We start from the raw sequence: 26,625 nt of genomic DNA, 5'->3' as shown, positions 1-26,625 counted from the left end.
ATACCTGCCAATAATTAACAATCTCAAAAACCCGCCCCCACCCCACTAGATAGCTCAATATAATTAGTTTAAAAATTTTATGACCCTAGATTTTAATAGATTCTGCGATGCCTGCAACCCCGCTAACTCCCTCATGTTAGGAAATCCCGAAGATGAGCGCTACTACATTGATTTTGCGGAGGTACGCGGCGGCAAAATTATTAACATCCTCAAACGCACAATTACCCGCGTGTCACCAGATAAACGGACTTGCCAATTATTCACCGGACATATTGGTTGCGGCAAGTCTACGGAATTGTCGCGACTCCAAAAAGAGTTGACAGAGGAGGGATTTCATGTAGTCTACTTCGAGTCAACCAAAGACCTCGATGAAATGGATCTCGATTTGACAGATATCATGTTGGCGATCGCACGGCGAGTCACCCAAAGCCTGGAAGAGGACAAAATCTCGTTGCAGCCCCAAGGTTTTAAAGAATTCTTAAAAAACAGTTGGAATTTTTTACAGAGTCCTGTGAGTTTAGAAGCTGAAGGAGAACTTTTTGGGAACAAAATCAAGGGTAACACAGACGGAAATGTGGAAGTTTCTCTGCCTTTGGGTATCGCCAAAATCACTGCCAAAATCAAAAGCAATCCCGACTTGCGATCGAAACTGAGACAGTACATGGAACCGCAAGCCAATAAAATGTTAGAACTGCTCAATCAAGAAATTATTGATGTTGCAATTAACCAGCTTAAGCAGGAGGGTAAAAAAGGATTGGTGGTGATTGTTGATAACTTAGACCGGATAGTTTCTCGACCCAATGCAGCGGGGCGAGGGTTGCCAGAATATATCTTTATTGACAGAGGAGATCAGTTGCGGCAACTGAACTGTCATTTGGTTTATACGCTACCTTTGGGATTGATTTTTGGCAATGAAAGTGAAATTTTGAAAAATCGGTTGGGAGGCGGAGTTGACCCGAAAGTTTTGCCAATGGTGCCAGTAAAGAATAGAGACGGTAGTGAATGTATTGAGGGGATGAATTTGCTGCGACGCATGGTGATGTCGCGGGCTTTTCCTGATGTGTTAACCGAGGAACAGATCGCATTAATTACCGAAGTTTTTGACAGTCCTGACACTTTAGATGAATTGTGCCGAGTCAGCGGAGGTCATCTCCGAAATTTGATGGGGATGTTGTTTGGTTGCTTGCAGCAAGATGACCCTCCAATTTCTCAAGATGTTTTGAAATCAGTGATTCGCAGTTCCCGCGATAGTCTGAGTCGCGGTATTGATAATGATGAGTGGGAATTACTTTTTAAAGTGGTGAAAGAACAAACCATTAATGGAGATAAAGAATACCAAGATTTGCTGCGAAACCTGTGGGTTTTTGAATATGTAGATAATGAAAAAACTTGGTTTGCGTTAAATCCGCTGTTGATGGAAACTGAAAAATTTAAGCTGTGGCAACAGCAAAATTGTTAAAACTATGTTAGTTCGATTTTGCCCTAGTCTCGATCCCCCTAAATCCCTCTTAGGTCTGGGGGCTTTGAGTGCATGAGATTCCTCTGTTATTTCCGAGTCCCGATCCCCCTAAATCCCCCTTAAGAAGGGGGACTTTGAGTGCTTCTAGTCCCCTGTTAAGAAGGGAGACTTTGACTGGTTCCAGTCCCCCCCTTCTTAAGGGGGGCTAGGGGGGATCCAGTACCAAATACTCCTTAAATATCCTCTTTATTTCTAATATTATGGTAAACTCAAATCGCGCCGAAGATGTTGCAGCAGAAAACGAGCGATCGCTTTCTACTTTGGTACGGACGATCGCCCGCTTGCAAGGAAAATTTTCTTTAACTTTAGTCTGCTGCAATTATGCTAGCTTGCGTTATGCTATGCTGCAAAAATTGCGCGATCGCTCTACAGTTGAATATCAAGAATTAGTCCTCGAACCTGCTACCAAAACACTTTATCAAACCATTCTCAATGCCGTCCAAGAGCAACCACCAAAAGCTTTAATAGTTGTGGGGATAGAATCGGTGGTTGCTCTTGATGACCTGTTAGCGGGGGCTAATCGAGCGCGTGACCAATTCAAGCAAGATTTTGCTTTTCCTGTGATTTTGTGGGTGACGGATGCTGTACTGGCTAAATTTAGTCGATCGGCTAACGATCTGAAGTCTTGGGTTCCTACTCCAATTCAGTTTACTATCCCGCCCGATGATTTGATGAATTTGTTGCAACAAAAAGCAAGTCAAGCTTTTGCTGATGTTAAAAATTTCAAATTAGATGAGTGTGAAATTGAGTCGTTGGAAAATGACCTGCTAAATTTGTCAGCAGGATTAGACCCGGAATTGCAAGCTAGTTGGCAATTTATTCTGGGTTTAGTGCAATCTCAGAAAAATCAAATAGATTTAGCACTCGCACATTATCAGCAAAGTTTAGCATTTTGGCAGCAAAATCACCAGCTAGAAAGACAAGGAATTGTCTACCAAAAAATTGCTCAAGCTTACAACCGCAAAGCTGAGTTGCACCCGGCAGGAAATCAAGGTTATTGGCAAGAATCTAGAAAGTATTTACAGCAATCTCTAGAGAGTTTTGAGGAAGCAAAGAAAAATAATTTAGCAGCTAAATGTATTAGCGAACTCGGCGAAGTGCTGCGACTTTTAGAAGCTTGGGAAGAGTTGGAAAAATTAGCTGCTGAAAAAGCCTTAAAAATGCACATAGATTGGGGTACTCCGAGTCAAATAGCTGAAGATTGGGGCTTTTTAGCTGAGGTGGCGCTGCACAATTCGGATTGGCAAAAAGCTTGCCAAGTAGCTAAATTAGCATTAGCTGTTTTGGAACAAACAGGAATATCTCAACAAGAAAGTGGTTTGTATCGGTTACTTTTGGCAAAAGCGCAGCGCAATCTCAGTCAACAGTCCGAGTCAATTAATAACTTAGAATCAGCCAAAGAAAATACCCACTCTCAAAATGATGTGCAGCTTTATCTGAGAATTTTAGAAGAGTTGAGAACTATCTATTTTGAGCAAAGCGAATATTTAAAAGCCTTTCATATCAAACTCGAACAACAAGCAGTTAAAAGCAAATATGGATTGCAAGCTTTTAGCGGTGCCACTCGCTTGCAGCCGCCACAACAAATAATTGATATCGGTGTAGCATCCGGTCAGTCAAAAACTGAAATTGTTGAGAAGATTCAGGCTGATTCCGGGCGATCGCAAGATGTTAAATGGATAATTCAACGGATAGATAGATCTGATTGTAAGCTAACAATTATTCACGGACAATCTGGAGTAGGAAAAAGTTCGATAATTCAAGCGGGGTTAGTTCCAGCTCTGCAACTTACGCCTTTGAAAGCGCGGGATGTATTACCTGTTTTATTGCAGTCTTATCACGATTGGGCGAGGGATTGCGGTCAGTGTTTGAAAGCTGGAATTGAAAAAATCAAAGGTGAGAGTTTATCTACTCCTATTGAGACTCCAACAGCTATTTTAGAACAGTTGCGACTGAATCAAGACCGTAATTTATTAACTGTATTAATCTTTGACCAGTTTGAAGAATTTTTCTTTGCTTATCCAGACCAAACTAGCCGGAGAGAGTTGTATAATTTTTTGGCTGAATGCGTAAACAATGAAAAAAATATCGGACTCAAAATTATACTTTCGCTACGAGAAGATTATCTTTATTACTTGTTTGAATGGAATCGCAAGACTAATTTGTTCATGATTAATAATGATATTCTCACTAAAGATATCTGTTATTACTTGGGTAACTTTTCGATACCTGATGCTAAAAGGGTTCTCCAGAACTTAACAAAACGCTCTCAATTTGAGTTGTCAGAGGATTTGGTAAACGCATTGGTAGAAGATTTAGCAGGTGAAGAGCGGGAAGTACGACCAATTGAGTTGCAAATTGTGGGAATGCAACTCGAAAAACGGCACATTACTCAACTGAGTGAATATCAGCAACTTGGCGATCGGGCAAAGCTCACACTGGTTGAGGGATTTTTAGCAGAAGTAATCGCAGACTGCGGTCAGGAAAATAAAGAGATTGCCGAACTTGTTTTGTACTTGCTGACGGATGAAAACAATACTCGTCCTCAGAAAACTTTGGCTGAATTAGCAGCAGCAGATTTAGGAACCGTGTCAAAAAGACTATTAAAGTTAGTTATCCAGATTGTTGTTCAATCAGGATTGGTATTAGAAGTGCCACCAGCCCCGATTGAACGCTACCAACTTGTCCACGATTATTTAGTTCCTTTTATCCGCAAACTGCAAGGTGCAGAATCACTCAAAAAAAATCAGCAGGAAAAAGCTGAATTACTCAAAATAAACCAGCAAGAAAAAGCTGAGCGACTGAGGTTAGTTGCAGAAAATCAGATATTAAAAAAATCGGAACGAAAATTAGTAAAAGCAAAGGAAAAAGCCGAAAATTTGTTAGTAAAAACAATGGGGGCAGCAATAATACTAATTTTTTTGGGTGGATTAGGATTGGGGAGTTTTTTATTGTTTGCAGGAACTTATTTGATAGTGGCGCGCGAGGAAGTAAGAGTAGTTGATAAGCAACTGAAAAATGTTAAAAAAATTAGGCAATTAGAACGTTCTTCTAGTGATGTTTTGACGAAATTCAAGTCGAGCAATGTACAACAAATAGAAACTTTAATAGAAATCGTAAAAATCGGAGAAGAACTCAATAATATTGATTCAATTAAAGATGAGTTTTTAACCGATACACCAATAGCGCTAAGCCGGATTCTTGAGAATATTCAAGAACGAAATCGCTTGACAGGACATAAGGACGTGGTAGCAAGCGTCAGTTTTAGTCCTGATGGTCAGTATATAGCTACTGGCTCCTGGGACACAACTGCCAGATTATGGGATCTAAAAGGCCATCTTGTACAAGAGTTTAGAGGACATACAGATCAGGTATTAAGCGTCAGTTTTAGCCCTGATGGTCAGCATATAGCCACTGGAGCATCGGACAAAACTGCCAGATTATGGGATTTAAAAGGTAATACGCTACAGGAGTTTAAAGAACATAAAGATGTGGTAGTAAGCGTTAGTTTCAGCCCTGATGGCAAGTCGATCGCTACGTCATCAGGTGACAGAACTGCCCGATTATGGGATCTAAAAGGTAATCTTCTACAAATGTTTGTAGGACATCAGGCTGAGGTAGTAAGCATTCGTTTTCATCCAGATGGCAAACGCATAGGTACGGCATCAGGTGATGGAACTGCTAGGTTATGGGATTTCCAGGGTAATCTGCTACAGCAGTTTAAAGGACATAAAGATAGGGTAATAAGCGTTAGTTTTAGTCCTGATGGTGAGTATATAGCTACTGCATCTTCGGATAAGAGCGCTCGGTTATGGGATTTACAGGGCAATTTCCTAAAAGAGTTTAGAGAACATCAACATCAAGACTCAGTGTATGATGTTACTTTTAGTCCTAATAGCACATACCTAGCTACTGCGTCAGCAGATAGTATTGCTCGATTATGGGATTTACAGGGCAATTTACTACATAAATTTAAAGGACACCAGGATACGGTTTTAAAGCTCAATTTTAGTCCTGACAACAAGTATCTAGCTACTGCATCAGCAGATAAAACTGCTCGCTTATGGGAAGTGCGGAATAATCCGCAACAGCAGTTAAAAATGTATTCAAGTGAAGAATCAACTGTTGCCAAATCAGTGCCTAATCAAGATCTACAGGAAATGCTAGTGAAGAGTTGTAACTGGCTGCATGACTATTTGGAGAATAATGCTGATGAAAGCGACAAGCACCTATGTGATGGGATTACTCCTCGAAAAGATGAGATTAGTCCTCGAAAAAAATGATTACTCATTTATTCTGCCGATTCAGGGCTTCACATGGGAGGCTAGAAACCGGGTTTCTACGAAATTTTGCGTTTAGTAGCGAGAAATCTACGCAGAAATCCGGTTTCTGAGGACACAACTATTTTGCTAGGTGCGTCGCTACTCGAAAAGTCCCTCTTGTTTAGGGATTTATCGCAGGATCCACACCCTACGACTGGCATATCTTCCGCAATTCCGCTGTACCAGCAGCCAAATGTGCTAACGTACGATCGCAAATCCCCAAATTTCAACTATCGGGAGATACACAACCGTGTTCGCTCAAGCACCTCCAACTCCCAATTACAAATGGTTTAGCTGCATTTCTAGCACTGTTTTCACCGCCTTGTGCCTGTTGCCCCTTTCCAACGCTGCTGGATACGCCCAAACTCCCCAAAATAGACCCATCAAAGTCGGCGTGGTACAGCGGTTTGGCATTAAACCTACCGATAAACTAACGCTGAAAGCTTTACCTGGTGACAGCTTAAAATTAAGTTACAAAACTCCCCAAGGTATAGAAACTAAAACTACCGCCAGCATCAAGCTAGAAATCGCCAATAGAATCCTAGAAACGCCGTTGGTAGAAGAACGAGTTGTTCTGAGTTCCCACCGCAGTTTTGAGAGTGCAGAAGATAGCGCCAATCAGTGGCGCGCTAAGGGTATTGATGTGGAAATTGCTCAACCTTTGCGCTGGCAAGTTTGGGCGAAAAGAGATACTTACAATTCTCCTTTGGTGCGGCGCTGGCTGTTGCAAAGTTTGCAAGCTCAAGGTAACAAAACAGCTTTTTTAGATACGAAAGTTTTTAAACAAATACCTCAGGCTTTTTGGCTGTTAAATGGATTTCGTTTCAACCGCAATGAGTTGGATGTCACGGCTGGGAAAAATGTAATTGAGGTATTTGAACAAACTACCCAAGAGGCGACAGCTATTGAACCAGAAAAAGCAATTGCACAAACTCGCCGTTACGGCGGCAGTTTGCACTTGCAAAAAAATTCTTACGGCACTTATACTTTAGTCAATAATGTGCCGACTGAAACTTATTTGCGGGGTGTTGTTCCTCACGAAATTGGTGCTTTTGCGCCCTACGCTTCGATTGTCGCTCAAACTATTTTGGCGAGAACTTACGCCCTCAGAAATTTGCGCCGCTTTGCTGTCGATAATTACGAGTTGTGCGCTGATGTTAACTGTCAAGTTTATAAAGGTTTGACAGAGGTTTTCCCGCAAAGTGATAAGGCGATCGCCCAAACAGCAGGTTTAGTCCTAACTTACGAAAATCAGCTCGTAGACGCGCTCTATTCCGCATCTAGCGGTGGCGTGACGGCAACTTTTGGCGATGTGTGGCACGGCCCGGAACGTCCATATTTGCGATCGATCGTCGATTCCCCCAAGAACCTCTGGGATTTGACAAAGCAAAGCTTGTCTGACGAAACCAACTTCCGCCGCTTTATGAGTCTCAAAGCAGGGTTTAATGAGGAAAAAGAAGAAACCTTCCGCTGGCGCGAAGATGTCTCGCTGACATCGATTGGTGGATTTCTGCGACAGTATCTTCAGAAGAAAAAGCACCCGCTAGCTAATTTTAAAACTCTCACAAAAGTTGAAGTGCTGGAAAGATCGGCCGCTGGTAGAGTTTTGCAGATGAAGGTACAAACTGATTTGGGCGCGATTAATATCGACAAAGATGAGATTCGCAATGCTTTTTTACCGCCGATTAGCACGCTGTTTTACCTCGATCCAATTTACAATCCAGACAAAACTCTCAACGGTTATGCTTTTGTCGGAGGCGGTTTCGGACACGGCGTGGGAATGAGTCAAACTGGTTCTTACAATTTAGCTAATTTGGGCTGGAGTGGCGATCGCATTTTGAGTTTCTATTTTCCCGGCGCTCAAGTCGTTCCCCTCAACGATTCCATTACATTTTGGCGGGAATAGTTTATCAGACAATACGCTTGGGCTAAGAGAGATCCCTCTTAAAAAGCAGGGCGGTTTTATTGTCATCAGACACATTAGGTACGTAGTTGCGCTTCAGCGCTCTTTATAATCTAAGGAAAGAGCGCTAAAGCGCAACTACGTACCTTAGCCCGATCGCGAATCCACCTTTCAATACAAAAACCCAGTTTCTTAACGTAATTAAGCCCAAACAGCTCAATTACGAAAACAAGAAACCGGGTTAATTAGCGCACCGCGCCTGTGAATCCTTTCTTAGTAGAGAGATTCTTCTTGGTGAGTTTCGATCGTACAATCAGACTTAGGATAAGCGACGCAGGTCAGAACAAATCCGGCTTCGATTTGGTCGTCATCCAAGAAAGATTGGTCAGATTGGTCAATTTCGCCAGCAGTAATTTTGCCAGCGCAGGTGGAGCAAGCTCCAGCGCGGCAAGAATACGGGAGGTCGAGTCCTGCTTCTTCGGCAGCATCAAGAATGTAAGTATCGTCATCAACGTCAATGGTCTGGTTGATTCCTTCGGCTTCGCTGATGAGGGTAACTTTGTAAGTTGCCATGCACTAATCCTCTCAAAAATTCAACAATATTGATAAGCTTTCCTAATGCAAACTTCAAGGCTCTATTAGCTTTAAGGTTAGCTCTTAGGTTCGTTCCCTTTATGATAGTAGGGGAAAGAAGGGAGGTTGCAACACTTATTTACAAAAGATTTGAATGGGATTAGTTATAACTTTTTCTAATTTCATCTTGATTACTTATACCTATCTTGGGCTCAGCCTTGTGATACTGTTGCCGCAAGACTTACGCCAAATAACCCGGTTGCGGAAAAAAATCCTGTTTTGAGCCCGACAACTAAAAAATCCGATTTTTGCTATGCGGTGTGCGATCGACTTTGGGCTAGACTTGCTGAAATTTGTCCCCCAGCCCCGGATAGGTTGTCAGTTGACAGTTGACAGTTGACAGTTGACAGTTGACAGTCAGCGAATTTGAAGGGTTGCAAAGTCGATAGCTTGTCAGTCAGCGAAGTCGAAGGGTTGCACAGCGGAAAGTTGCACGGTACGGGCATCAAACCATTTATGCTTAACGGGTATCGGCTTTGTTCGTGACATTATTTATGTCCGCGCTTTCAGGTGGGGTTGCGACATACCGCACCTGACTTGGGTGCAAGTCTTTAAATATACTAAAATCTAAAATCTAAAATCTAAAATCCTATGACTCAAATTAATACTGGCATTGGTTTTACAGTAAATTCTCCTATTCGCGTGGGGATTGTGGGTACTGGTTTTGCGGCTAAGTTGAGGGCCGAGACGTTGGTAGCTGACGCCCGATCGAATTTAGTAGCAGTCGCGGGCCGCAATCCAGATAAAACCGCAGCATTTTGTCAAACATTCGGGGCGGAAGCTGCGGTTTCTTGGCGCAAGCTGGTAGAAAGAGACGATTTAGATTTGGTAATTGTCTGTACTGTGAACCGCGATCACGGGGCAATTGTCCTGGCGGCGTTGGAAAATGACAAGCACGTTGTGGTCGAATATCCTCTATCTTTAGACGTGTCTGAGGCCGAAAGGGCGATCGCCCTTGCCGCCCAAAAGCAAAAACTCCTCCACATCGAACACATCGAACTGTTAGGCGGTTTGCACTCCTCAATCAAAGAATCCTTACCATTAATCGGTAAAGTTTTTTATGCCCGCTACGTTACTATTACCCCTCAGCGTACCGTACCGCAGCGCTGGACTTTTCAGCATTCCCTATTTGGTTTTCCCTTAATTGGGGCAATTTCTCGACTGCACCGATTTACTGATTTGTTCGGAGAAGTCGGAACCGTTAACTGTCAAACTCAATTTTGGGACACTCAACCGGATTTCTACAAAGCTTGTTTGTGCAACGCACAGTTACGCTTTACCAATGGTGTTGTCGCTGAAGCTGTTTATGGAAAAGGAGAGACTTTTTGGCAGTCAGAAAACATTTTTACTATCTACGGAGAAGCCGGAACCCTGATTTTTACTCCCGAATCCGGTCAATTGATTCAGGGAGAAAATCGGCAGGCGATCGCCGTAGGAACGCGGCGCGGTTTGTTTGCTAAGGATACGGATATGGTGTTAGACTGTTTGTTAAACGGTACGCCGTTGTACGTCAAGAATACCAGTAGTTTGTACGCTTTGAAATTAGCCGATGCTGCCAGGCGATCGAGCGAGACTAGGCAAAAATTGGCGATCGACAATTCATATAGCAGTTCGATCGAAAGATGAGTTCATTTAGTTGACAGTTGACAGTTGACCTCTACCTGGAAGTCCGAGGATTTGAGTAATGAATCGTCTGTTTTAAATTTCTCCCGATCGGGCGGGCGGGCTTTCAACCAATTTTTCCTGGTAAGCTTGAGGAATAGGTAATGAAAAAAGGTAATCGGCAATCACCGAAAAGCTTGCGGTTCAAAAGATTTCCTCCCATTAGCCATTAGCCATTACCAGACATATAGCGGTTCTCAAAAAAGTAAGGTATGCGTTATGCCCGATTCCCGATGCGCTATGCCCGATTCCCGATGCCCGATCCCCATGAGTACCTAATCTATCTAAAAAAGGCTAGATATTTTTGCAATAAAATGGCAGTAACTACACATCAACTGATTCAGTGGAAACAGCAAGGGCGTCGAATTGTGGCGCTGACCGGTTATGATTATGCGATCGCCCAACTACTCGATCGAGCAGGCACTGACATCATCCTAGTCGGCGATTCCCTCGCCATGCCAATATTGGGCTACGAAACTACGCTACCGCTAACCCTCGATGAAATACTGCACCACGCTAAAGCAGTCCGTCGCGGCGTCAAGCAAGCATTAGTTGTTGTGGATTTGCCGTTTTTGACTTACCAAGAAAGTCCCCAGCAAGCCATGCACTCGGCCGGGAGAGTTTTGAAAGAAACTGGCGCTCAAGCTGTAAAATTGGAGGGCGGATATCCAGCAATGGCGGCTACCGTTTGGCAGCTAACATCCGCCGGCATTCCGGTGATGGGTCACGTTGGTTTAACTCCCCAGTCGGTACACCAACTCGGTTACAAAAAACAAGGCAAAACAGCCGAATCTGCCGATCGCATCCTAGCAGAGTCGATCGCACTTCAAGAATCAGGTGCCTTTGCGATCGTCCTAGAACACATTCCCCCAGACTTAGCGGCTCAAATTACCCAAAAATTAACTATTCCCACCATTGGTATCGGCGCGGGGCCCCACTGCGACGGACAAGTTTTGGTTACTTCCGATTTGTTGGGACTTTCCGAAAAACAACCGCCTTTTGCGAAAGCTTACGTCAATTTGCGATCGACAATTACCCAAGCTGTCCAAGATTATTCCCTAGAAGTTAGAGAACGAAAATTTCCCGAAGAGTAAACCATAAATCGAACTGACTCGCGAGCGAGCAGATTGAATACTACCTAGCGGGTTGTTGACTCGCCTTGTATGAGTTCGCGCGCCTAGCAGCATCTGTTTTGCCGATCGCGATCGCCCGCAATTACCGCTAAAATTGAAAAATCTCTATTCCAATTATCCCTTGACAGTCTTCTGTCTCAAGTCGCTAGAGAACTCTCTAGTTTGGATGTTAGTTTGAGTGCAAGCCTACAGCCTATTGACTCGATCTCAAATGTCAAATCTCAAATCAAAAATCAAAAATCTACAATCCAGATCCCAAAATGTGATAAAAATCACTGACAGCACGCATCACCTAAATGTAGAAAATGGTGGCGACCAACAACTAGCTTCAAAACGGGCAGCGAAGTGGCGGTTAAGCTAAAAAAAATTGTAGTTCCGTTCAAAACAAATTGAAGTCATCGCTCGAACGTGTCAAGGAGGCTAATTGATGGTATATGCAGAAAATTGGTCGCAGCCGTCTATCTTAGAGCTAGCGCGATCGGGCAACTTTCAGGCCCTGAATTATTGGATTGACAGCTTGCTGCGACCCGAGGGGATTTATGCCCGCGTCGAACAGGCTCAAGCCGGCTGCGTCCAAATCCTAGTAGAATTCCAACGCGGATTTGCGCCAGAGAATACATTACTGGGGAGCACTCTCCGCGAAGGCTTAGTTAAATTTATTTGTCACCAACTCTGGAGACTCAACTCGCCAGCAGTAGAAGGAGTGCGAATTCACGCGCGCTTGGCTGGGGAACCAGAGATTCTCTGGAAACAGTCAGTACGAATTGTGACTCCAGCAAACCGCAACCAGCGGCGTTACCGTTCCCTATTAGTCGTCGATTGGGTTAAATTTAAAACATATCGTTCTCTACTGCTAGTGGGCTCGGCACTGGCATCATTTATATTAGGGTGTTGGGTTAGCTACCACGAGGCTGTAGCCCTACGTCTAATGTCCCCAGTCTCCGCTTACCAGCAAGCTGCGGTAATGTCGGGGCCGCCTCCCAAACGTCCGGATGCGGTGCAAGCAGCCTTAGAATTAGTACCTGTAGTGCAACAAAAGCAGGTTGCTAATCCCTACGACCCCACCGTAACGCTGATGTTCGGAGGAAATGTGAATCTATCTGATGCGATTTCCGCATCAGGAGGCAACGATTACCATTGGGCTTTTGCCAATATGGACGAGTATCGGCAAGCAGATGTATCGATGGTTAATCTAGAAAACCCCCTGACTCGCTCTACCTTGGGTTCTGGCAAAAAACAATTAAATTTTAAAGCCGATCCAGAATCGGTGAAAGTATTAACAGCAGGAGGAGTGGATATTGTCAATCTGGCAAACAGCCACGCTATGGATTACGAGGAACCGGGGCTGGTGGAAACTATAAATACTCTAAATAATGCTGGTATAGGGCATCTCGGAGCCGGTAGAGATATTAAAGAAGCAAGGCGTCCAGATATTATTGAGGTTAAGGGTCAGCGGATCGCGTACCTCGGTTATTACGATGCAGACCTTCATGCTGCCGACCAAGGTAAGGCTGGTACCAACCCCCGCCGTAACAATCGGGTGGCTGAGGATATTCGAGCTCTCAAAGGTCAGGTAGACTGGATTATTGTTAATTACCACTGGGGAGTTGAATTGGCAGATTATCCGGGGGACTGGCAGATAGATTTGGCTCGGTTCACGATCGATCAAGGTGCAGATTTGGTAGTGGGACACCATCCCCATGTCCTTCAAGGTGCCGAAGTTTACAAGGGTCGCCCGATTGTTTACTCGTTGGGTAATTTTATATTCGGGGGGAATGCTCGCAGCGATTACGATACCGCAGTCCTGAAAGTATCGCTCAAAAACAGGAATATGAAGGTAGAATTTTTGCCTGTAGAGGTGAAACAGTTTCAGCCCAAGGTGGTGAATGGAGCAGCGGGCGATCGCATCCTCAAACGCGTCGAACAAATTTCTAGTATATTCGATCGACCGATGCGCTCTTCTGTGGTTCTAGAAGCCCCAATCAACCCCGGATTGGCACCAAAGACTCCAAATTCGACCTTGCCAGGAGCACCCAAAAGCGGTACCTACGGGCCCGGGTCGGCTTCCCCAGTCCCCCTGACAGGAGAAACCAATCTGCCAGGCCCAGGACAACCCAAACCTACTCCGATTTTGCCCGCTGTACCGGCTTTGCCCAAACAGCCGGACAACTCCTCAGTTTTCCAGAACGGGGCAGGGCCTGCTATGGAGTCGAACCCGCCTAGAAGTCAAGATTTGCCATCGCGCGTCAATCGCACTAAACCTGAAAAACCTAGCCGGGAACCAGATCCGTTTACCAAAGAACCATTCATCAAAGAACCGTTTATTTCGCCACCATCTCCGAGTTCGGGAGGGGTACTCAGTCCCCAAAGCTATCTTCCCCCAACTGGCGATGTATCTTTCAAAGTCGCACTCAAAGAGCAGCCGACAAACAGGGTCGTTCCCGGCAAAAGCAGCGATCGCGGCTCGTTGCGGCTCGCCCTGCCTCCTATAGCTGCGAACGTGGGGACGGCCAGTGGGAGTCCGAGGGAGGATACAGGGGCAGCAAAAGGGAGTTCAACATTTGACAGTTGACAGTTGACCGCTTGACAGTTTGAGAGCGACCTCTACCTAGAAGGAAGAGGATTGGAGTAATGAATAGTCTGATTTTAATTTCTCCCTCGAAGGCGGGCGGGCTTTCAACCAATTCTTTCTGGTAATGGGCGAAAATCAACTACCAGCGACCAATTATTAACGACCGATTTACTAACAACCAATGATCGACGACCTACTAACAATGACAAATGTGTTTGCGATCGCGCTGAAGCAAAAGCAGTACAAAACCTATATCCTCTCCGACGAAACCGCAAACTCTACCCTAGAAGTTGTGCCGGAACGGGGCGGTATTGCCACTAGCTGGCTGGTTGAAGGCAAAGAAATGTTCTACTTGGACGCGGAACGGTTCGCCAATCCCGATCTAACTGTACGCGGCGGGATTCCCATCTTGTTTCCCATCTGTGGCAATCTCCCCGACAACACTTATACCCACAAGGGAGTGGAGCGGCAGCTCAAACAGCACGGCTTTGCTCGCGACTTGCCTTGGACGCCGACGAAACAATTTACGGAGGGTTGTGCGGCTCTTACCCTAGTCCTCAACAGCAGCGAGAAAACCCAGACTGTTTATCCCTTTGATTTCGAATTAGCTTTTACTTATCAAATTAAAGGCAATTCTTTGGAAATTGTGCAGGAATACACCAATCTTGGTGACGAACCAATGCCCTTTGCTAGCGGCTTGCATCCTTACTTTTTAGCTCCCGACAAGACAAATCTGCGCTTTGAGATTCCCGGGATGCAGTACAGAGATCACCACACTCACAAAAAAGGTTATTTCACAGGGGTTTTTGACCCGACTCTCGACGAAATAGATGTTTCCTTTGACGAACTGACCGGTCTTGCTGCTACTGTCACTGACCCGACGCGAGGCTTGCGGCTCACCGTCAGTTATAACTCCAGCTATGGGAAGTTGGTTTTCTGGACTTTGAAAGGCAAGGATTTTTACTGTTTGGAACCTTGGACGGCTCCTAGAAATGCCCTCAATACTCGCGAACACTTGATTTATTTGCCCCCCGGCGCGACTTGCGAGATGCTGGTTCGCATGACTGCAACTTTTTTTTGAAAAACACTTGCTATTTGAAATGATGGGTGCTACTATTAGAAATTGTGTGCGGTAACAATGTTTTCGCGGGTCGCTAGCTCAGCGGTAGAGCATTCGGCTTTTAACCGATTGGTCTCGGGTTCAAATCCCGGGCGACCCATTTTTTCAGGCAGAAGGTACAAAGTAGAAAGCAGAATAAATTCTAGCTTTCATCAGGAATTCAGGGCAAGCCCAGCGGGACTGCCCTGAATTTAGTCTTGGGCAATGTGGATTTTTTGAGCCTAAATTGAAATCTAGAAACATAATGCGCGATCGGCAACAAATTGTCTTAAGATTATCGTAAGAATTGAGCTTGTTCAAAATCCACTGCCCAGAAACACAAATAATTAGGAGGAATATCTATGGCGCTTGTACCTATGCGACTGCTGCTCGACCACGCGGCTGAAAATGGTTACGGCCTACCGGCTTACAACGTCAACAACATGGAGCAAATCCAAGCGATCATGCGCGCTGCTGACGAAACCAACAGCCCTGTGATCCTGCAAGCTTCTCGCGGCGCTCGTTCCTACGCTGGAGAAAATTTCCTGCGCCACTTGATTTTGGCAGCAGTTGAAACCTATCCTCACATCCCCATTTCCATGCACCAAGACCACGGCAATGCCCCCGGCACTTGCTATTCTGCCATGCGCCAAGGTTTCACCAGCGTGATGATGGACGGTTCTTTGGAAGCGGATGCTAAAACTCCCGCTAGCTACGAGTACAACGTTGCAGTTACTCGCGAAGTTGTAAAAGTTGCTCATTCGATCGGCGTTAGCGTTGAAGGCGAACTGGGTTGCTTGGGTTCTCTGGAAACAGGGATGGGCGAAGCAGAAGACGGCCACGGCTTTGAAGGCGCGCTTTCCCACGATCAATTGCTGACAGATCCTGAAGAAGCTGTTAATTTCGTCGAGCAAACCGGCGTTGATGCTCTCGCAGTGGCGATCGGCACTTCCCACGGCGCTTACAAATTCACCCGCAAGCCAACTGGCGAAATTTTGGCAATCAGCCGCATTGAAGAAATTCACCGCCGCTTGCCAAATACTCACTTGGTAATGCACGGTTCTTCTTCTGTACCCCAAGAATTGCTGGAAATCATTAACAGCAACGGCGGCACTATCCGCGAAACCTACGGCGTACCTGTGGAAGAAATCCAAAAAGGCATCAAGTGCGGCGTTCGCAAGATCAACATCGACACTGACAACCGTTTGGCGATTACCGCTGCGGTGCGCGAAGCTTTGTTTGCCAAGCCAGATGAATTCGATCCGCGCCACTTCTTGAAGCCGTCGATCAAGTATATGCAGAAGGTTTGTAGCGATCGCTACAACTCTTTTGGTTGCGCCGGTCAAGGTACAAAGATCAAGCAAATGTCTTTGGATGATTTTGCAGCTAAGTATGCAAAGGGCGAATTGAGCGCTTCTGCTAAGAAGACTGTCGCTGTTTAATAATTTGAGGTTGAAGATTTTAGATTTATCTGAAGTCTAAAGTTTAGATTGCCGGGTAGCTGTGAAGTTGCCCGGTTTTTGTGTGTGGGGAGTAGCCCCTAAAAGGGATATCATGTCTGGTCGATTACTATAACAAAAAACTGTTCGTAGTGCGGACTTTAGTCCGCAATATTCTGCGGACTGAAGTCCGCACTACGAACGAATATTATCGCGGTCAATCGACCGGACACTATATGATATCCATTTTCCTAGCTGCTGAAGTCAAATTATTAATACTATTAGCAATGTTCGAGAGTGCGATCGCCCTTTTATGAAAAATCAAGCTTTTGAAATAACTCGGCAACCGCCAAAGTAAAGCCGGGGACGATATCTTCGCCATCAAGGGAGTCGGCAGACTTGAGCAGGCGATCGGGTTCCTGGGCCGATCGATATACCAACACATATTGTTCTTTAGGATGAATCACCCAAACTAAACGCGAGCCATTGTCGAAATATTCTACGAGTTTGTTGTGAATTTCTTCGACTGTATTGCTAGGAGACAGGATTTCTACAGCCAAATCCGGTGCACCCTCTAGAAAGCCATCGGGGAGGTCATCTAGCCCTTGCAAACGTTCTTTTGCCATAAAAGAAACATCGGGCGATCGCTTATTCCCTGATTTCATCTTAAAAGCAGTGCTGGAATCGAACATAGCACCTAATTTTTGAAGGCGGACATAGCCACCAAGCAAAATCATCAAAATGCTACAAACATAACCGTGTTTTGCACCCGAGTTTCCCATATCAATTAGTTCTCCATTTACAAGTTCATAGCGGTGTCCATCTCGGTTGAGTGCCATGAATTCGGCATCAGTCCAAATTTTTTGTTCCGGTGGGGTTTCAAGTTGGTTTTGCCCTGGATGTTTAATTAGAGTAACCATAGCTTTCTCCTAAATTTATATTTCTAGTTAAATATGATTCATTTCAAACTTGAAAAAATCGCCCTTAAAGACTAATCCGGCGGTAGACTTGGGCCATCGGCAGTTCTATATTTAAGCTGTGGAGGACGATCGCCTTTTCCATCCCATCGTACACTTGCCATTGCCAGCGATCGCCCGACGGGCGATCGAGGTTGTGATATTGTTCAATATATGGTTCAGCTTGACTAACCAGCAGATATTCACAGAAACTAGGAAGAGAGCGATATTTTCGGAACTTTTCACCTCGATCGTAGGCTTCGGTAGACGGCGAAAGAACCTCGACAATCAGTAAAGGATTGAGAATTTCATCCGTGCGAGATCCATGGAATTCCGGTTCTCCATCAATTACCATAACATCGGCATAAGTTCCGTGATTGAAGCTAGGAATCCAAATTCGTAAATCGCCGTTATAGGTTTGAAAATTGGTGTCTCGGAGAGCCACATTCAGAAAAGTCGTAGTGTCTACGGCAATACGGCTGTGAGCGGGTGAACCTCCGGGCATAGCAATAATCTCTCCGTTACAATATTCGTGATGTTCTTCGGCGGTTTCCTCCATCGCCCGGTATTCATCAGGAGTGAAGCTAGTCTTTGTTGCATCTGAAGCAAGGTTTGGCGGGTTGGTTTGAGCAATGACCACGATCGCACCTCCTAAATAATTAGACCTACAATAATTATGACTTACAGCTAGATAATTGTCCTAACCCAGAGGCGTTTTTCTGGATTAGCTTCAAATTCTATCAAGGACTCTCCATGCTTTTGTCTGTTGCTGCTTCACAAGCCCTAAATTCTAGCTTTACTTTTACCTTTCACGCTCAACTGCTTAGTGATTGATGTGTAATAATGCAAAGCAAACACCATATTTATGCCAAAGAATACCAAGGTTAAAACAAATACAAAAAAAGACGTAAACGACAGCGCATAAATCATCGTAAACATCGCCAAAATGATTGAGCAAAAACCAAAACCGGAAGCAAAAGAACTTAAAACCAGCAACCGCACCTTAGACATAGTTTAATGTAAAAAATTTCAGTAAAATGCACTCTTGGCACCTAAAGATGAGTGCCAAATGATACTTATTACTATATAGCCAAATTACTCAGTTCCGCTAAGGGCAGAACGGCTATTTTCCTAAAAAGGTTTGAATTCTACGAAAAAATACAGCCCGCGCTCTTGCCAACTCCTCTCGCCCGATTTGATGCCAATCAAAGGAATGCCCCAGCCGAACCGATAATTCTACCTCTCGCCGTACTGCCACCGCAAGCCTAATCCCGCTGATAGCAGAGTATTTGCTTCCAGAGCCACCCTTCCCCGCTATTCCAAACATTGCCAGCATCCACAAACGGCGTCACCTGCAAAATACCTTTTTTGTCCCCGGTACGCAAAATCGGATACCGCAACTCGGCGGAAGCAAAAAGTCCGCTATCCGCCACCAAAGCATCCTGACGGTAGCCCCGCACTGTATCCGGGCCGCCCAAACCAAATTGTTCGATCGGCAAAAGCTCACCCCCAGCCAACTGCGCCTGGGATCTCACAACCAGCAGCGTCTGGGGAGCCAACAACCGCACGTACTGCAATTGACCCCGCCACGTCAAAAATTGACCGTCAGGCTCGCTGTTGCTCGCGGTAGCACCAAATGCTGAGACTCCCAGATTGAAGTGCGATCGCGCCACCAAGACATCCCTCTCTCCCCGCTGAGTAAAATCCTCCAACAGTCTCAGCGCCGAAACCCGAGTTTTACCGCGAGCATCCGCCCCGGGCGATAGTAGTTCGGCGAAAGTCAGCGGGCGACCTACAAAGTTTTTGAGTGCAGCATCTAATTCTTGTTTGCTAAAGACGGTACTGCCAACTACTTCAAATCGATCGACCGTTATTGTACCCGGAATATTCGGCAATTCTTCAGTCCGTCTCGGTACGGGGACGGGTAGCAAAAGCTGTTCTATCGGAGGTAGGGGCGTTCTTGGCGCGGGTTCTGGGAGGTGAGTCGAATTTGGCAGTACAGGATTGGGAATCGGAATTTCTTGTCGGTTGTCTCCTCGGTTGGGCAATTGGGCGAGAGTTTCAGGTTCCTGACTTGGCGCTGCTGCTGCAAATTCCGGGATGTCGGTTTCTGGCTCTTTACTGCTATCTAATTCTGAGCCTGAGTATAAATCGCCAGAAAGTCGATCGCGATAGTCTGCTGTTTCTGGATTAAGTTTTAATTGAGACTGTAAATTGTTATTAACAAAGGGCAATCGCCCGCCTGATTCACCAGTAACGATCGGATCGCCAACACTTTGAGCTGCTGACGATGCGAAGCAAATAGCTGTAATTGAACAACCAAGTGCTATTGCGCTAAAAAACTTGATTTTACAAAACCCTCTGGAATGTGGTAGGGCCATCATTGATTAACAATAATTGATAGTTATTTACACTTACGAGCAGGATTTGCCGGCGCAATTGCAAAGATTAAAGTAACTTTATCACTTTTGTTTAAGACTTAAGTCGTTAAATTAAAGATAAATATACTTGACAAAAAATGTTTTTTGTGGTGAGCTCAAAAATCTATGAAAAAGCTCCGACTTCCCCAAGCTAGCGCTGTAGGTAGGCGGAGCATTCTATCAAAGTTGTCAGTCGATTTTAGATTTTGGATTTTAGATTTTAGATTTTAGATTTACTCTCTCATGCAATTTGGGAGCTTGAACCTTAGTCTAAAATTTTGAACTCGACCCTAAATGAGGGTCGGGGGCTGGTACCCATTTTTGGGCGGGGTTATCTGAGAAATCGGTGAATTTTGATAGAAATTACTACATTTTATTGAGCTGCGATCGCAATTCTTCCAACTCCGCGTCAATCACCGGACTCGACTCCGAGCTACTAGGAGCCGCAGCAGTTTTACCCGCAGCCGGCAATTGACCTTGAGACACAGAACCTCCGCTCAGTTGAGCCTTCATCTGAGCTAACTCGTCGTCAACATCGCCACCACTTTCAAGCAAGCGGAACTGTTCCTCTAAATTGCTGCCGCCAGCCGCCAGCTCTGCGGAAGCTCCCGCGCGGGCTTCTATCTGCAAAACTTTTTCTTCCATGCGATCGAAAGCTGCCATTGAACTGCCAGTATTGAGAGAGCCAATGGTATTGTTGAGCTGTTCCTGAGCCTTAGCAGCAGAAATCCTCGCCTTGAGCATATCCTTCTTAGTCTTGGCTTCGGAAATCTTGCTCTCCAAACCGATCAAGTTGCGTTTGAGGCTTTCCACTTGACCCGATTGCTGTTCCAGACTCGCTTTCAGCGTAGCAGCCGTTTCAGCGTGAGACTTTTTGCGTACTAGAGCTTCGCGGGCTAAAGTCTCGTCTCCTTTTTGCAGGGCGAGTTGAGCGCGCTGCTGCCACTGGTTAGACTGGGATTCAGCTTGATTGTACTGAGTCTGGGTGCGCTTTTGGGTGGCGATCGCGCTGGCAACGGCTTGACGCAACTGCACCAAGTCTTCCTGCATATCGGTAACGGATTGTTCTAAAATCTTTTCCGGGTCTTCAGCTTTGTTGACCATATCGTTAAGATTGGCTCTGACGACTCGGCTAATGCGGTCAAATAATCCCATAATGCTATTTTTCCTGGGTGAGGTGTACGAAGTAGGCCCAAAGCAGGCTGATAGCGTTAGCCCGCGATGGTGAGACTCAGTTGGTCAGATTTTTAGTGCGATCGAGCTTTTGGCAATTTGGCAAACATATAAATACAGTTTAAAGCGATCGAGTCAGTGGTGCAGCCAAGCTAATTGATGCACCTATATATTGAGTTTAACTTCGATCCGGGAATTCCCCAATATGCTGGTTGGCCATCTCTAGCTGCATAGTTGAGAAGTTTGGCCGACTATCCCAAATATTGTTCTGTTGACTGGGGTTCAGGATGTGGGAGGCTCGCCCGACGGCAATTTTGGTGTATTCTTGCCCGGAAGCATTTGTGTTTTCATCGCCGCCAACTCAGCATCGACATCGCCAGCAGCTTCGAGAGAGAGAAACTTCTTTTCTAAATCGTTTGTTCCAAGTTCTGCGATGGCTTCGGAGCGAGCTTCTAGCTGCATGACTTTCTCTTCCATTTTTTCAAAAGCACTCAAAGCACTGCCGGTACTGAGATTTCCCATCATTTCTTGCAGCCTTTCCGAGGATGCGGCCGATCGAGCTCGGGCAATGTACATATCTTTTTTTGATTTTGCCTCAGAAATTTTACTTTCGAGCGATCGCATATTTTCTTTAAGTTGAGCCACCACAGCGTTTTGCTGTCCGAGACTGGCTTTCATCGCCGTTGCCGTTTCTTGATAGGATTTCTTGCGCGTCAGAGCTTCCCGCGCCAAATTTTCCTCGCCTTTTTGCAAAGCTAGCTGCGCCCGCTGGTACCATTCTGTTGCTGTGGACTCAGCTTGGGAACACTGGCGTTCGGTGCGTTTTTGAGCGGCAATGGCTCCTGCTACGGCTTGTCTGAGCCCGATTAAATCTTCCTGCATATCCATTACAGCTTGTTCCAGAATTTTTTCTGGATCTTCGGCCGCTCCGACCAAACTGTTAACATTGGCTCGAATCACTCGCCACAGGCGATCGAATAATCCCATTTTACCTATCTCCCGATTTTCTTAAATTTTAGATTTAGGACTGAAAATTAATACTATTATTTGCCATTTTCGATCTATCTTGTGTGCGATCGATTAACCACAGTAAGATTAGTTCGTAGTGTGGACTTTAGTCCGCAGCTTTTTGCCGACTGAAGTCCGCACTACAAACCGTTTTTGTTATGGTAATCGACGGCACATGATATGACCATCCCAAAAATAGGTACAAGCCCCCAACGCGAGCGTCAGGGTCGATTCCCAAATTTTAGACTAAGGAATGAGAATTAAATAACTTACAATTTTTATTGTTCTTGTGGGATGGGCGTCCCGCCCGTCCCTTGATGACGGGCGGGACGCCCATCCCACAATTATGTGTAAATTATTTAATTTGCGAGCCCAAGATTTGCATTCTGTCTAAGAAGTTGTCTGAGTAAAAAAACAATTTTGTGTTAGACAAAACATTCATCGTTATCTAGCTTTGTCTAACAATTTAGTTGAATTTTTCGATCGTTTGCCGAGTTTACGGCTGATAGAATTGCGGCTTCACCCCTTTTGCTTGGAGTTCCTTTGCCAAACGTTCTGCTGAGGCAGCATCGTTCAAAGCCCCCATTTGAATTTTGACACCCTTTGAGAAGTTCCGCACGTAGGCATCGGGAACTGCGGTTCTGGCTTGTTGCAGCGCTTTTTCATTGGTGTAATCGGTGACAACGTAATAAAAGCCGTCGCTAGCCCGTGTCGGTCTTCCTAGCGGGGCTGCTGCGGCCGGGGCTGCTGTGGCTGTCGGGGGTGCTGCTGTCGGGGCTGCTGCTGGCTGGGCTGGGGAGGGTGTGGGAGGCAGTGTCGGCAGTGTCGGGACTGTCTGGGCGGCGCTGGGGCTGGGACTGGGAAGTAAAGCGCTACTGATATTGTTGAGTCCTTGTTCCCTACCTCTGGCCGGGTTGCCGTCTTCTGTCGGAATTGGGACAGCGCCGATGGGGGCAGGAGGTGCTGGCGGATTGGGAGGGATTGATGCTTTGGGCGATGGGGAAGCAATGGGGCTGGTTGTGGGATTGACGTTGCTGAGAGTGTTCAAATCTAGCTCGACAAATTCTTTGGATGCCAAATTTGGAGCTTTCGGCAGTTCCTTGCTGCTATCTACCGTTGTAGCTGCCGGACTTTCCTTAGTAGAGGGGGTTGTGCTTGTACGATCGAGAAAACGGTTCAAACCTGTCATTTTAACCAGACTTGACGGGTGCATCACTGCGTAACCCAAAGCTGTGCACGACAACAGAAACAGCAACATCGAACTCAGTCCCAAGGGAGTTAACAGACTCGCGGCCAAACTCCGTTCTTCCGCAGGCTCAGCTTTTGCTGCGTCCAAACTCTCGATCAGTTTTTCGCTGGATTCGAGATAATTGTTGGGTGCAAAGGTATTGCTAGATATTTTTGTCCCACCCACGGTAGTTGCTAGCGGGGAATCGCCCTGGACGCCGCCAAGGGATAGGGGCAGCGACAGCGGTTGCTGGGCTTCCTCCGCAGCCTGCGGTAGGTTTTGGCTTTTTTGTGGCTCTGTTGTGGCTGTTGGCTGGCCGCTGCGAACTGATGGCGACACCCACTGTTCGGCGCGCCGCCTGTGTCTTCTGTATGTTGTCAGTTCTGCTTCCAGGTTGACATCCAAACACCCCAGGACTGCTTGCAAAGCAGGTTTGATTGGGGTTGATGAGGATTGACTTGGGGATTCCACTGAAGAACGCTTACTCATTAGCAAAACTCCTACCGCCTCTGAATTGATTTTAATGTTTTGATTCTAAAGTTGACACTCTCAGCGCTCTTGGCGACTGAGATTCTTAAGAAATTTCGTTCTTAATATCCCTATTACTAGGGTTCTTGGGCGCAATCCTCTTGCCAAAAAATGGTGGGCTGCTATCCTTGCCTTTCAGCAAGCTCCTCAAGCGTTTAAGGGGCTTAGCCCTTGGTTCCGTGGAGTCCCCGCGTACCTTGAATATATGGTAGGCATTTGCTTCCCAGGTTTACACCTGTGTATCCATCCCAACAATAGAGTGTAACGGCAAAAGCCCTTTTTGCACTGCTAAAAATTTTAAAAATCAAGAAAGATTCACGGCGGTTCAAACCGCCCGTGCCGCTTTCATCGAGCGGTATAAAGACTCGCTCGTTTTCCGCTTGCCGAACTTTTTTTATCAACAAGAAGCTTTAAAACTTGCTTATTCTAGGATTAGCTGCTTTTGGTGTCAAGGCAACTGCTGCCTTTGGGCCCCAAGTGTCGATCGCCATTTGCTCTGTTTTCATTTTCGTTTGACAACTTAATTCTTGCTGTGTCCCGGAGCCTGCTTACCAGAAAGAATTGGTTGAAAGCCCGCCCGCCTTCGAGGGAGAAATTAAAATCAGACTATTCATTACTCCAATCCTCGGACTGAAGGGTAGAGGTAGCTCTCGAACGGTCAACGGTCAAATGTCAAGCGGTCAACTGTCAACTGTTGAATAGACTCTCAGCAGATTTTGGCATGGGAGCAATCGTTTATTTAGAATATCTCATAGTCGTTCCGTATTTGTTCTTTTGCTTGATCCCTGACCCTTTATAAACTTTTAACCTGTCTTTTTCGCTACAAAATGAGGAAGGACTGAGGTGATTGTTTCTATATATAACAAGATTATAAATAAATCATTAAGGTTGATTGTGCTTCGGGGATCGCTATAACCCAGACAGGATAAGGGCTGGGATGCTCTAAAACCTCCTAGCTCTACACAGGAGAATTAGAGATGAAACTGATTTCCGCCAACACTTTTATGAAAACCCCATTAATTTCTGCTTGTCGTCACTGCCGCCACTATACCCCTGAGGGGAGACGCGGAGGAATTTGCGATCTGTTGAGCGCGCCGGTGCAAAGTCAGTGGAAAGCTTGTTCTTTGGCGGTTTCGCCTTTTGGGGCATCTTGGGAAAACATCACAGAAATTGAACTGTGGCAAGAACAGACTGCGACTCCGCATGAGACCGCTGTTACTGTTTCTGAACGTAATGCCTGCCAGTTGACAGGCACAACATTAACCGAAAAATCAGCAGCAGTCTCGGTTTAGTCCGTCCGCAACAGGACAGATTGTATCATTTTCGATTGGCGATTGGGAAATCACTGATAACTATTATGATTTGGATCTGGCAAAGCAGTTTCATTCTTTTTGGGAAGTGGTATCCATACTGATACTTTTGGACGATCGACTAAACTCGGTCATTCAACTCACAGCAATCAATGGTATGTGTAACTTGAATGAGGGAATCCCAAAACTCATTTCTCGATCGAGCTACGGCAGCCAAGGATATTGACTAAAGTCGGGTTCCCGTTTTTCCAAAAAGGCTTGTTTGCCTTCGGCACCTTCCTGGGTCATATAATACAGCAAAGTGGCATTTCCAGCCAGTTCTTGGAGACCGGCTTGACCGTCACAGTCGGCATTAAAAGCGGATTTTAAACAGCGGATCGCGATCGGACTTTTTTCGAGAATTTCCTGGGCCCACTGCATTCCTTCGAGTTCGAGTTGTTCGACGGGTACGACGCAATTGACTAAACCCATTTCTAGAGCTTGCTGGGCGCTGTACTGACGGCACAAAAACCAAATTTCTCGGGCTTTTTTCTGGCCGACAACTCTGGCGAGATAGCTGGCCCCGAAACCGCCGTCGAAACTGCCGACTTTGGGGCCAGTTTGCCCGAAAATAGCATTGTCAGCAGCGATCGTCAAGTCGCAGATTAAGTGTAAAACGTGACCGCCGCCGATCGCATATCCTGCAACCAAAGCAATCACAACTTTGGGCATCGATCGAATCAACTTCTGCAAGTCGAGCACGTTCAACCGCGGTATGCCACCTTCATCTACATATCCCGCAGAACCTCGCACGCTTTGGTCGCCGCCGGCACAAAAAGCGTATTTGCCGTCTGTATGAGGCCCCGCACCGGTGAACAGGACAACGCCGATTTTTGTGTCTTCACGGGCATCAGTAAAGGCATCGCACAATTCCTGCACGGTTTTGGGACGGAAAGCGTTCCGTTTGTGAGGTCGATTGATGGTAATTTTGGCGGTGCCGCCACTTTTTTGATACAGAATGTCTTCGTAGGTTTTGGCGGTTTGCCATTCAATTTGCATAATCAATCAGTCGATTTTAGATTTTAGATTTTAGATTTTATAGCCTTTCTTAGTAACATCAGATACTCATTGGGCATTGGGCATTGGGCATTGGGCATTGGGCATTGGACTGAAGAACATACCTCACTTATTGGAGAACCGCTATAGATTTTAGATTTACTCGGCAATTGAATTACCTGAGTAGGAACTTTGGTCTAAATTTGGGGGAGCATCCACTCACTCAACAGCGTCGGGGGCTTGTACCCGTTGATTCGGGGTTAAGTTGAGATTTGAGAGCGAGCTGGGGCGATCGAGGCAGGAATAATGCGCTTTTAGATTTTATACGGATTCGGTTCAATGGGATAGAAAGGTCGATCGACTCTTGGGAAAAAAAATTAAGCGGGACTCGTGGCCCAAACCGACTTGTTCGCCCAAATAAACTGTGAAGCGCTCTTGTTGCCGGTTAAACAACCCGGTTTTTAACAATTCGCCGGGAACTCCCCCACCTCGCGTAATGAAGGAACAGCGAAGGGCTTTCGGTCATGTAGCAGGTGGGGGATGAGAGGCTCTTGGATGCAGCGAAGCAGAATCCACAAACAATCACGGCGTACTGTCAAAAGCACATTTACCACTTTCTTGGATTTATGTTAAATTAGAAATATGAAAAAAGCGGCCAAAGTACGAATTTATCCAGACAACACAC

Annotated in this window: 20 protein-coding genes and 1 tRNA gene; 12 read left to right on the top strand and 9 right to left on the bottom strand. The window is 45.7% G+C overall.

The window, feature by feature from the left end; translation table 11 throughout:
- The first annotated feature begins 79 nt into the window (after nucleotides 1-79).
- From QZ918_RS16045 to QZ918_RS16035, 3 genes are all read left to right on the top strand, one after another.
- Entirely contained in the window at nucleotides 80-1,459 is a 1,380-nt protein-coding gene (locus QZ918_RS16045) for an ATP-binding protein (RefSeq protein WP_293336664.1), read from the top strand.
- 260 nt (nucleotides 1,460-1,719) lie between these two features.
- On the top strand, nucleotides 1,720-5,802 hold the full coding sequence (locus tag QZ918_RS16040) for an nSTAND1 domain-containing NTPase (RefSeq protein ID WP_293336662.1): 4,083 nt from the start codon (nucleotides 1,720-1,722) through the stop codon (nucleotides 5,800-5,802).
- Nucleotides 5,803-6,091: 289 nt separating this feature from the next.
- Entirely contained in the window at nucleotides 6,092-7,747 is a 1,656-nt protein-coding gene (locus tag QZ918_RS16035) for a SpoIID/LytB domain-containing protein (RefSeq protein WP_293336660.1), read from the top strand.
- Between the two features lie 270 nt (nucleotides 7,748-8,017).
- On the opposite strand, the gene QZ918_RS16030 is transcribed toward QZ918_RS16035, so the two are convergent.
- Together QZ918_RS16030 and QZ918_RS16025 are read right to left on the bottom strand one after the other, a co-directional pair.
- On the bottom strand, nucleotides 8,018-8,317 hold the full coding sequence (locus tag QZ918_RS16030; RefSeq protein WP_293129326.1) for a ferredoxin: 300 nt from the start codon (nucleotides 8,315-8,317) through the stop codon (nucleotides 8,018-8,020).
- 311 nt (nucleotides 8,318-8,628) lie between these two features.
- Nucleotides 8,629-8,823, bottom strand: coding sequence for a hypothetical protein (locus tag QZ918_RS16025; protein WP_293336658.1), 195 nt, complete (start codon nucleotides 8,821-8,823; stop codon nucleotides 8,629-8,631).
- A gap of 145 nt (nucleotides 8,824-8,968) precedes the next feature.
- Between QZ918_RS16025 and QZ918_RS16020 the strand changes: the two genes are divergently transcribed.
- The 7 genes from QZ918_RS16020 to QZ918_RS15990 all read left to right on the top strand — a co-directional run bounded on the left by QZ918_RS16020 (nucleotide 8,969) and on the right by QZ918_RS15990 (nucleotide 16,599).
- Entirely contained in the window at nucleotides 8,969-10,003 is a 1,035-nt protein-coding gene (locus QZ918_RS16020) for a Gfo/Idh/MocA family protein (RefSeq protein WP_293336656.1), read from the top strand.
- Between the two features lie 350 nt (nucleotides 10,004-10,353).
- Nucleotides 10,354-11,133 carry a 3-methyl-2-oxobutanoate hydroxymethyltransferase gene (gene panB / locus QZ918_RS16015; protein WP_293336654.1) on the top strand — a complete coding sequence of 260 codons (780 nt, stop codon included), beginning with the start codon at nucleotides 10,354-10,356 and terminating at the stop codon, nucleotides 11,131-11,133.
- Between the two features lie 466 nt (nucleotides 11,134-11,599).
- Nucleotides 11,600-13,744, top strand: coding sequence for a CapA family protein (locus QZ918_RS16010; protein WP_293336652.1), 2,145 nt, complete (start codon nucleotides 11,600-11,602; stop codon nucleotides 13,742-13,744).
- Between the two features lie 211 nt (nucleotides 13,745-13,955).
- A complete protein-coding gene (locus QZ918_RS16005) occupies nucleotides 13,956-14,825 on the top strand; it encodes an aldose epimerase family protein (RefSeq protein ID WP_527250408.1) in 870 nt (289 codons plus the stop codon).
- 67 nt (nucleotides 14,826-14,892) lie between these two features.
- Nucleotides 14,893-14,964 (top strand) — tRNA-Lys (locus QZ918_RS16000).
- 241 nt (nucleotides 14,965-15,205) lie between these two features.
- Nucleotides 15,206-16,285, top strand: a complete 1,080-nt coding sequence (gene fba / locus QZ918_RS15995; protein ID WP_293336648.1) for a class II fructose-bisphosphate aldolase — start codon at nucleotides 15,206-15,208, stop codon at nucleotides 16,283-16,285.
- 149 nt (nucleotides 16,286-16,434) lie between these two features.
- Complete coding sequence (locus tag QZ918_RS15990) at nucleotides 16,435-16,599, top strand: hypothetical protein (RefSeq protein WP_293146807.1); 165 nt, start codon at nucleotides 16,435-16,437, stop codon at nucleotides 16,597-16,599.
- Here QZ918_RS15990 and QZ918_RS15985 read toward each other — a convergent pair.
- From QZ918_RS15985 to QZ918_RS15960, 6 genes are all read right to left on the bottom strand, one after another.
- Nucleotides 16,594-17,202 (bottom strand): Uma2 family endonuclease, encoded by a 609-nt coding sequence (locus QZ918_RS15985; protein ID WP_293336646.1) that lies wholly within the window; start codon nucleotides 17,200-17,202, stop codon nucleotides 16,594-16,596. The genes QZ918_RS15990 and QZ918_RS15985 overlap by 6 nt on opposite strands.
- 64 nt (nucleotides 17,203-17,266) lie before the next feature.
- Nucleotides 17,267-17,878, bottom strand: a complete 612-nt coding sequence (locus QZ918_RS15980; protein ID WP_293336644.1) for a Uma2 family endonuclease — start codon at nucleotides 17,876-17,878, stop codon at nucleotides 17,267-17,269.
- A 625-nt stretch (nucleotides 17,879-18,503) separates the two neighbouring features.
- Nucleotides 18,504-19,622, bottom strand: coding sequence for a ShlB/FhaC/HecB family hemolysin secretion/activation protein (locus QZ918_RS15975; protein ID WP_293336642.1), 1,119 nt, complete (start codon nucleotides 19,620-19,622; stop codon nucleotides 18,504-18,506).
- A 402-nt stretch (nucleotides 19,623-20,024) separates the two neighbouring features.
- Complete coding sequence (locus QZ918_RS15970) at nucleotides 20,025-20,813, bottom strand: PspA/IM30 family protein (protein ID WP_293146803.1); 789 nt, start codon at nucleotides 20,811-20,813, stop codon at nucleotides 20,025-20,027.
- Nucleotides 20,814-21,113: 300 nt separating this feature from the next.
- The gene (locus QZ918_RS15965) at nucleotides 21,114-21,818 is read right to left on the bottom strand and encodes a PspA/IM30 family protein (RefSeq protein ID WP_293336640.1); all 705 of its coding nucleotides are present in this window, start codon (nucleotides 21,816-21,818) and stop codon (nucleotides 21,114-21,116) included.
- 517 nt (nucleotides 21,819-22,335) lie between these two features.
- Entirely contained in the window at nucleotides 22,336-23,556 is a 1,221-nt protein-coding gene (locus tag QZ918_RS15960) for an SPOR domain-containing protein (protein ID WP_293336638.1), read from the bottom strand.
- A gap of 600 nt (nucleotides 23,557-24,156) precedes the next feature.
- Between QZ918_RS15960 and QZ918_RS15955 the strand changes: the two genes are divergently transcribed.
- Both QZ918_RS15955 and QZ918_RS15950 read left to right on the top strand, forming a co-directional pair.
- Nucleotides 24,157-24,297, top strand: coding sequence for a hypothetical protein (locus QZ918_RS15955; protein ID WP_293336636.1), 141 nt, complete (start codon nucleotides 24,157-24,159; stop codon nucleotides 24,295-24,297).
- A gap of 275 nt (nucleotides 24,298-24,572) precedes the next feature.
- Complete coding sequence (locus QZ918_RS15950; RefSeq protein WP_293336634.1) at nucleotides 24,573-24,887, top strand: hypothetical protein; 315 nt, start codon at nucleotides 24,573-24,575, stop codon at nucleotides 24,885-24,887.
- Between the two features lie 222 nt (nucleotides 24,888-25,109).
- Here QZ918_RS15950 and menB read toward each other — a convergent pair whose 3' ends face one another.
- Nucleotides 25,110-25,943: a 1,4-dihydroxy-2-naphthoyl-CoA synthase gene (gene menB, locus QZ918_RS15945; protein WP_293177178.1), complete on the bottom strand. Its 834-nt coding sequence runs from the start codon at nucleotides 25,941-25,943 to the stop codon at nucleotides 25,110-25,112.
- Between the last annotated feature and the right edge of the window lie 682 nt (nucleotides 25,944-26,625).

Source organism: Microcoleus sp. CAWBG58 (assembly GCF_020883045.1).
Lineage (GTDB): Bacteria > Cyanobacteriota > Cyanobacteriia > Cyanobacteriales > Microcoleaceae > Microcoleus.
This window is presented reverse-complemented; position numbering and strand designations above follow the sequence as displayed.

What these genes read in the sequence shown, in the direction of transcription:
- QZ918_RS16045 (WP_293336664.1), top strand. Translation starts at nt 80, where the DNA reads ATGACCCTAGATTTTAATAGATTCTGCGATGCCTGCAACCCCGCTAAC.
- QZ918_RS16040 (WP_293336662.1), top strand. Translation starts at nt 1,720, where the DNA reads ATGGTAAACTCAAATCGCGCCGAAGATGTTGCAGCAGAAAACGAGCGA.
- QZ918_RS16030 (WP_293129326.1), bottom strand. Translation starts at nt 8,317, where the DNA reads ATGGCAACTTACAAAGTTACCCTCATCAGCGAAGCCGAAGGAATCAAC.
- QZ918_RS16025 (WP_293336658.1), bottom strand. Translation starts at nt 8,823, where the DNA reads ATGCCCGTACCGTGCAACTTTCCGCTGTGCAACCCTTCGACTTCGCTG.
- QZ918_RS16020 (WP_293336656.1), top strand. Translation starts at nt 8,969, where the DNA reads ATGACTCAAATTAATACTGGCATTGGTTTTACAGTAAATTCTCCTATT.
- panB (WP_293336654.1), top strand. Translation starts at nt 10,354, where the DNA reads ATGGCAGTAACTACACATCAACTGATTCAGTGGAAACAGCAAGGGCGT.
- QZ918_RS16010 (WP_293336652.1), top strand. Translation starts at nt 11,600, where the DNA reads ATGGTATATGCAGAAAATTGGTCGCAGCCGTCTATCTTAGAGCTAGCG.
- fba (WP_293336648.1), top strand. Translation starts at nt 15,206, where the DNA reads ATGGCGCTTGTACCTATGCGACTGCTGCTCGACCACGCGGCTGAAAAT.
- QZ918_RS15985 (WP_293336646.1), bottom strand. Translation starts at nt 17,202, where the DNA reads ATGGTTACTCTAATTAAACATCCAGGGCAAAACCAACTTGAAACCCCA.
- QZ918_RS15975 (WP_293336642.1), bottom strand. Translation starts at nt 19,622, where the DNA reads ATGATGGCCCTACCACATTCCAGAGGGTTTTGTAAAATCAAGTTTTTT.
- QZ918_RS15970 (WP_293146803.1), bottom strand. Translation starts at nt 20,813, where the DNA reads ATGGGATTATTTGACCGCATTAGCCGAGTCGTCAGAGCCAATCTTAAC.
- QZ918_RS15965 (WP_293336640.1), bottom strand. Translation starts at nt 21,818, where the DNA reads ATGGGATTATTCGATCGCCTGTGGCGAGTGATTCGAGCCAATGTTAAC.
- QZ918_RS15960 (WP_293336638.1), bottom strand. Translation starts at nt 23,556, where the DNA reads ATGAGTAAGCGTTCTTCAGTGGAATCCCCAAGTCAATCCTCATCAACC.
- QZ918_RS15950 (WP_293336634.1), top strand. Translation starts at nt 24,573, where the DNA reads ATGAAACTGATTTCCGCCAACACTTTTATGAAAACCCCATTAATTTCT.
- menB (WP_293177178.1), bottom strand. Translation starts at nt 25,943, where the DNA reads ATGCAAATTGAATGGCAAACCGCCAAAACCTACGAAGACATTCTGTAT.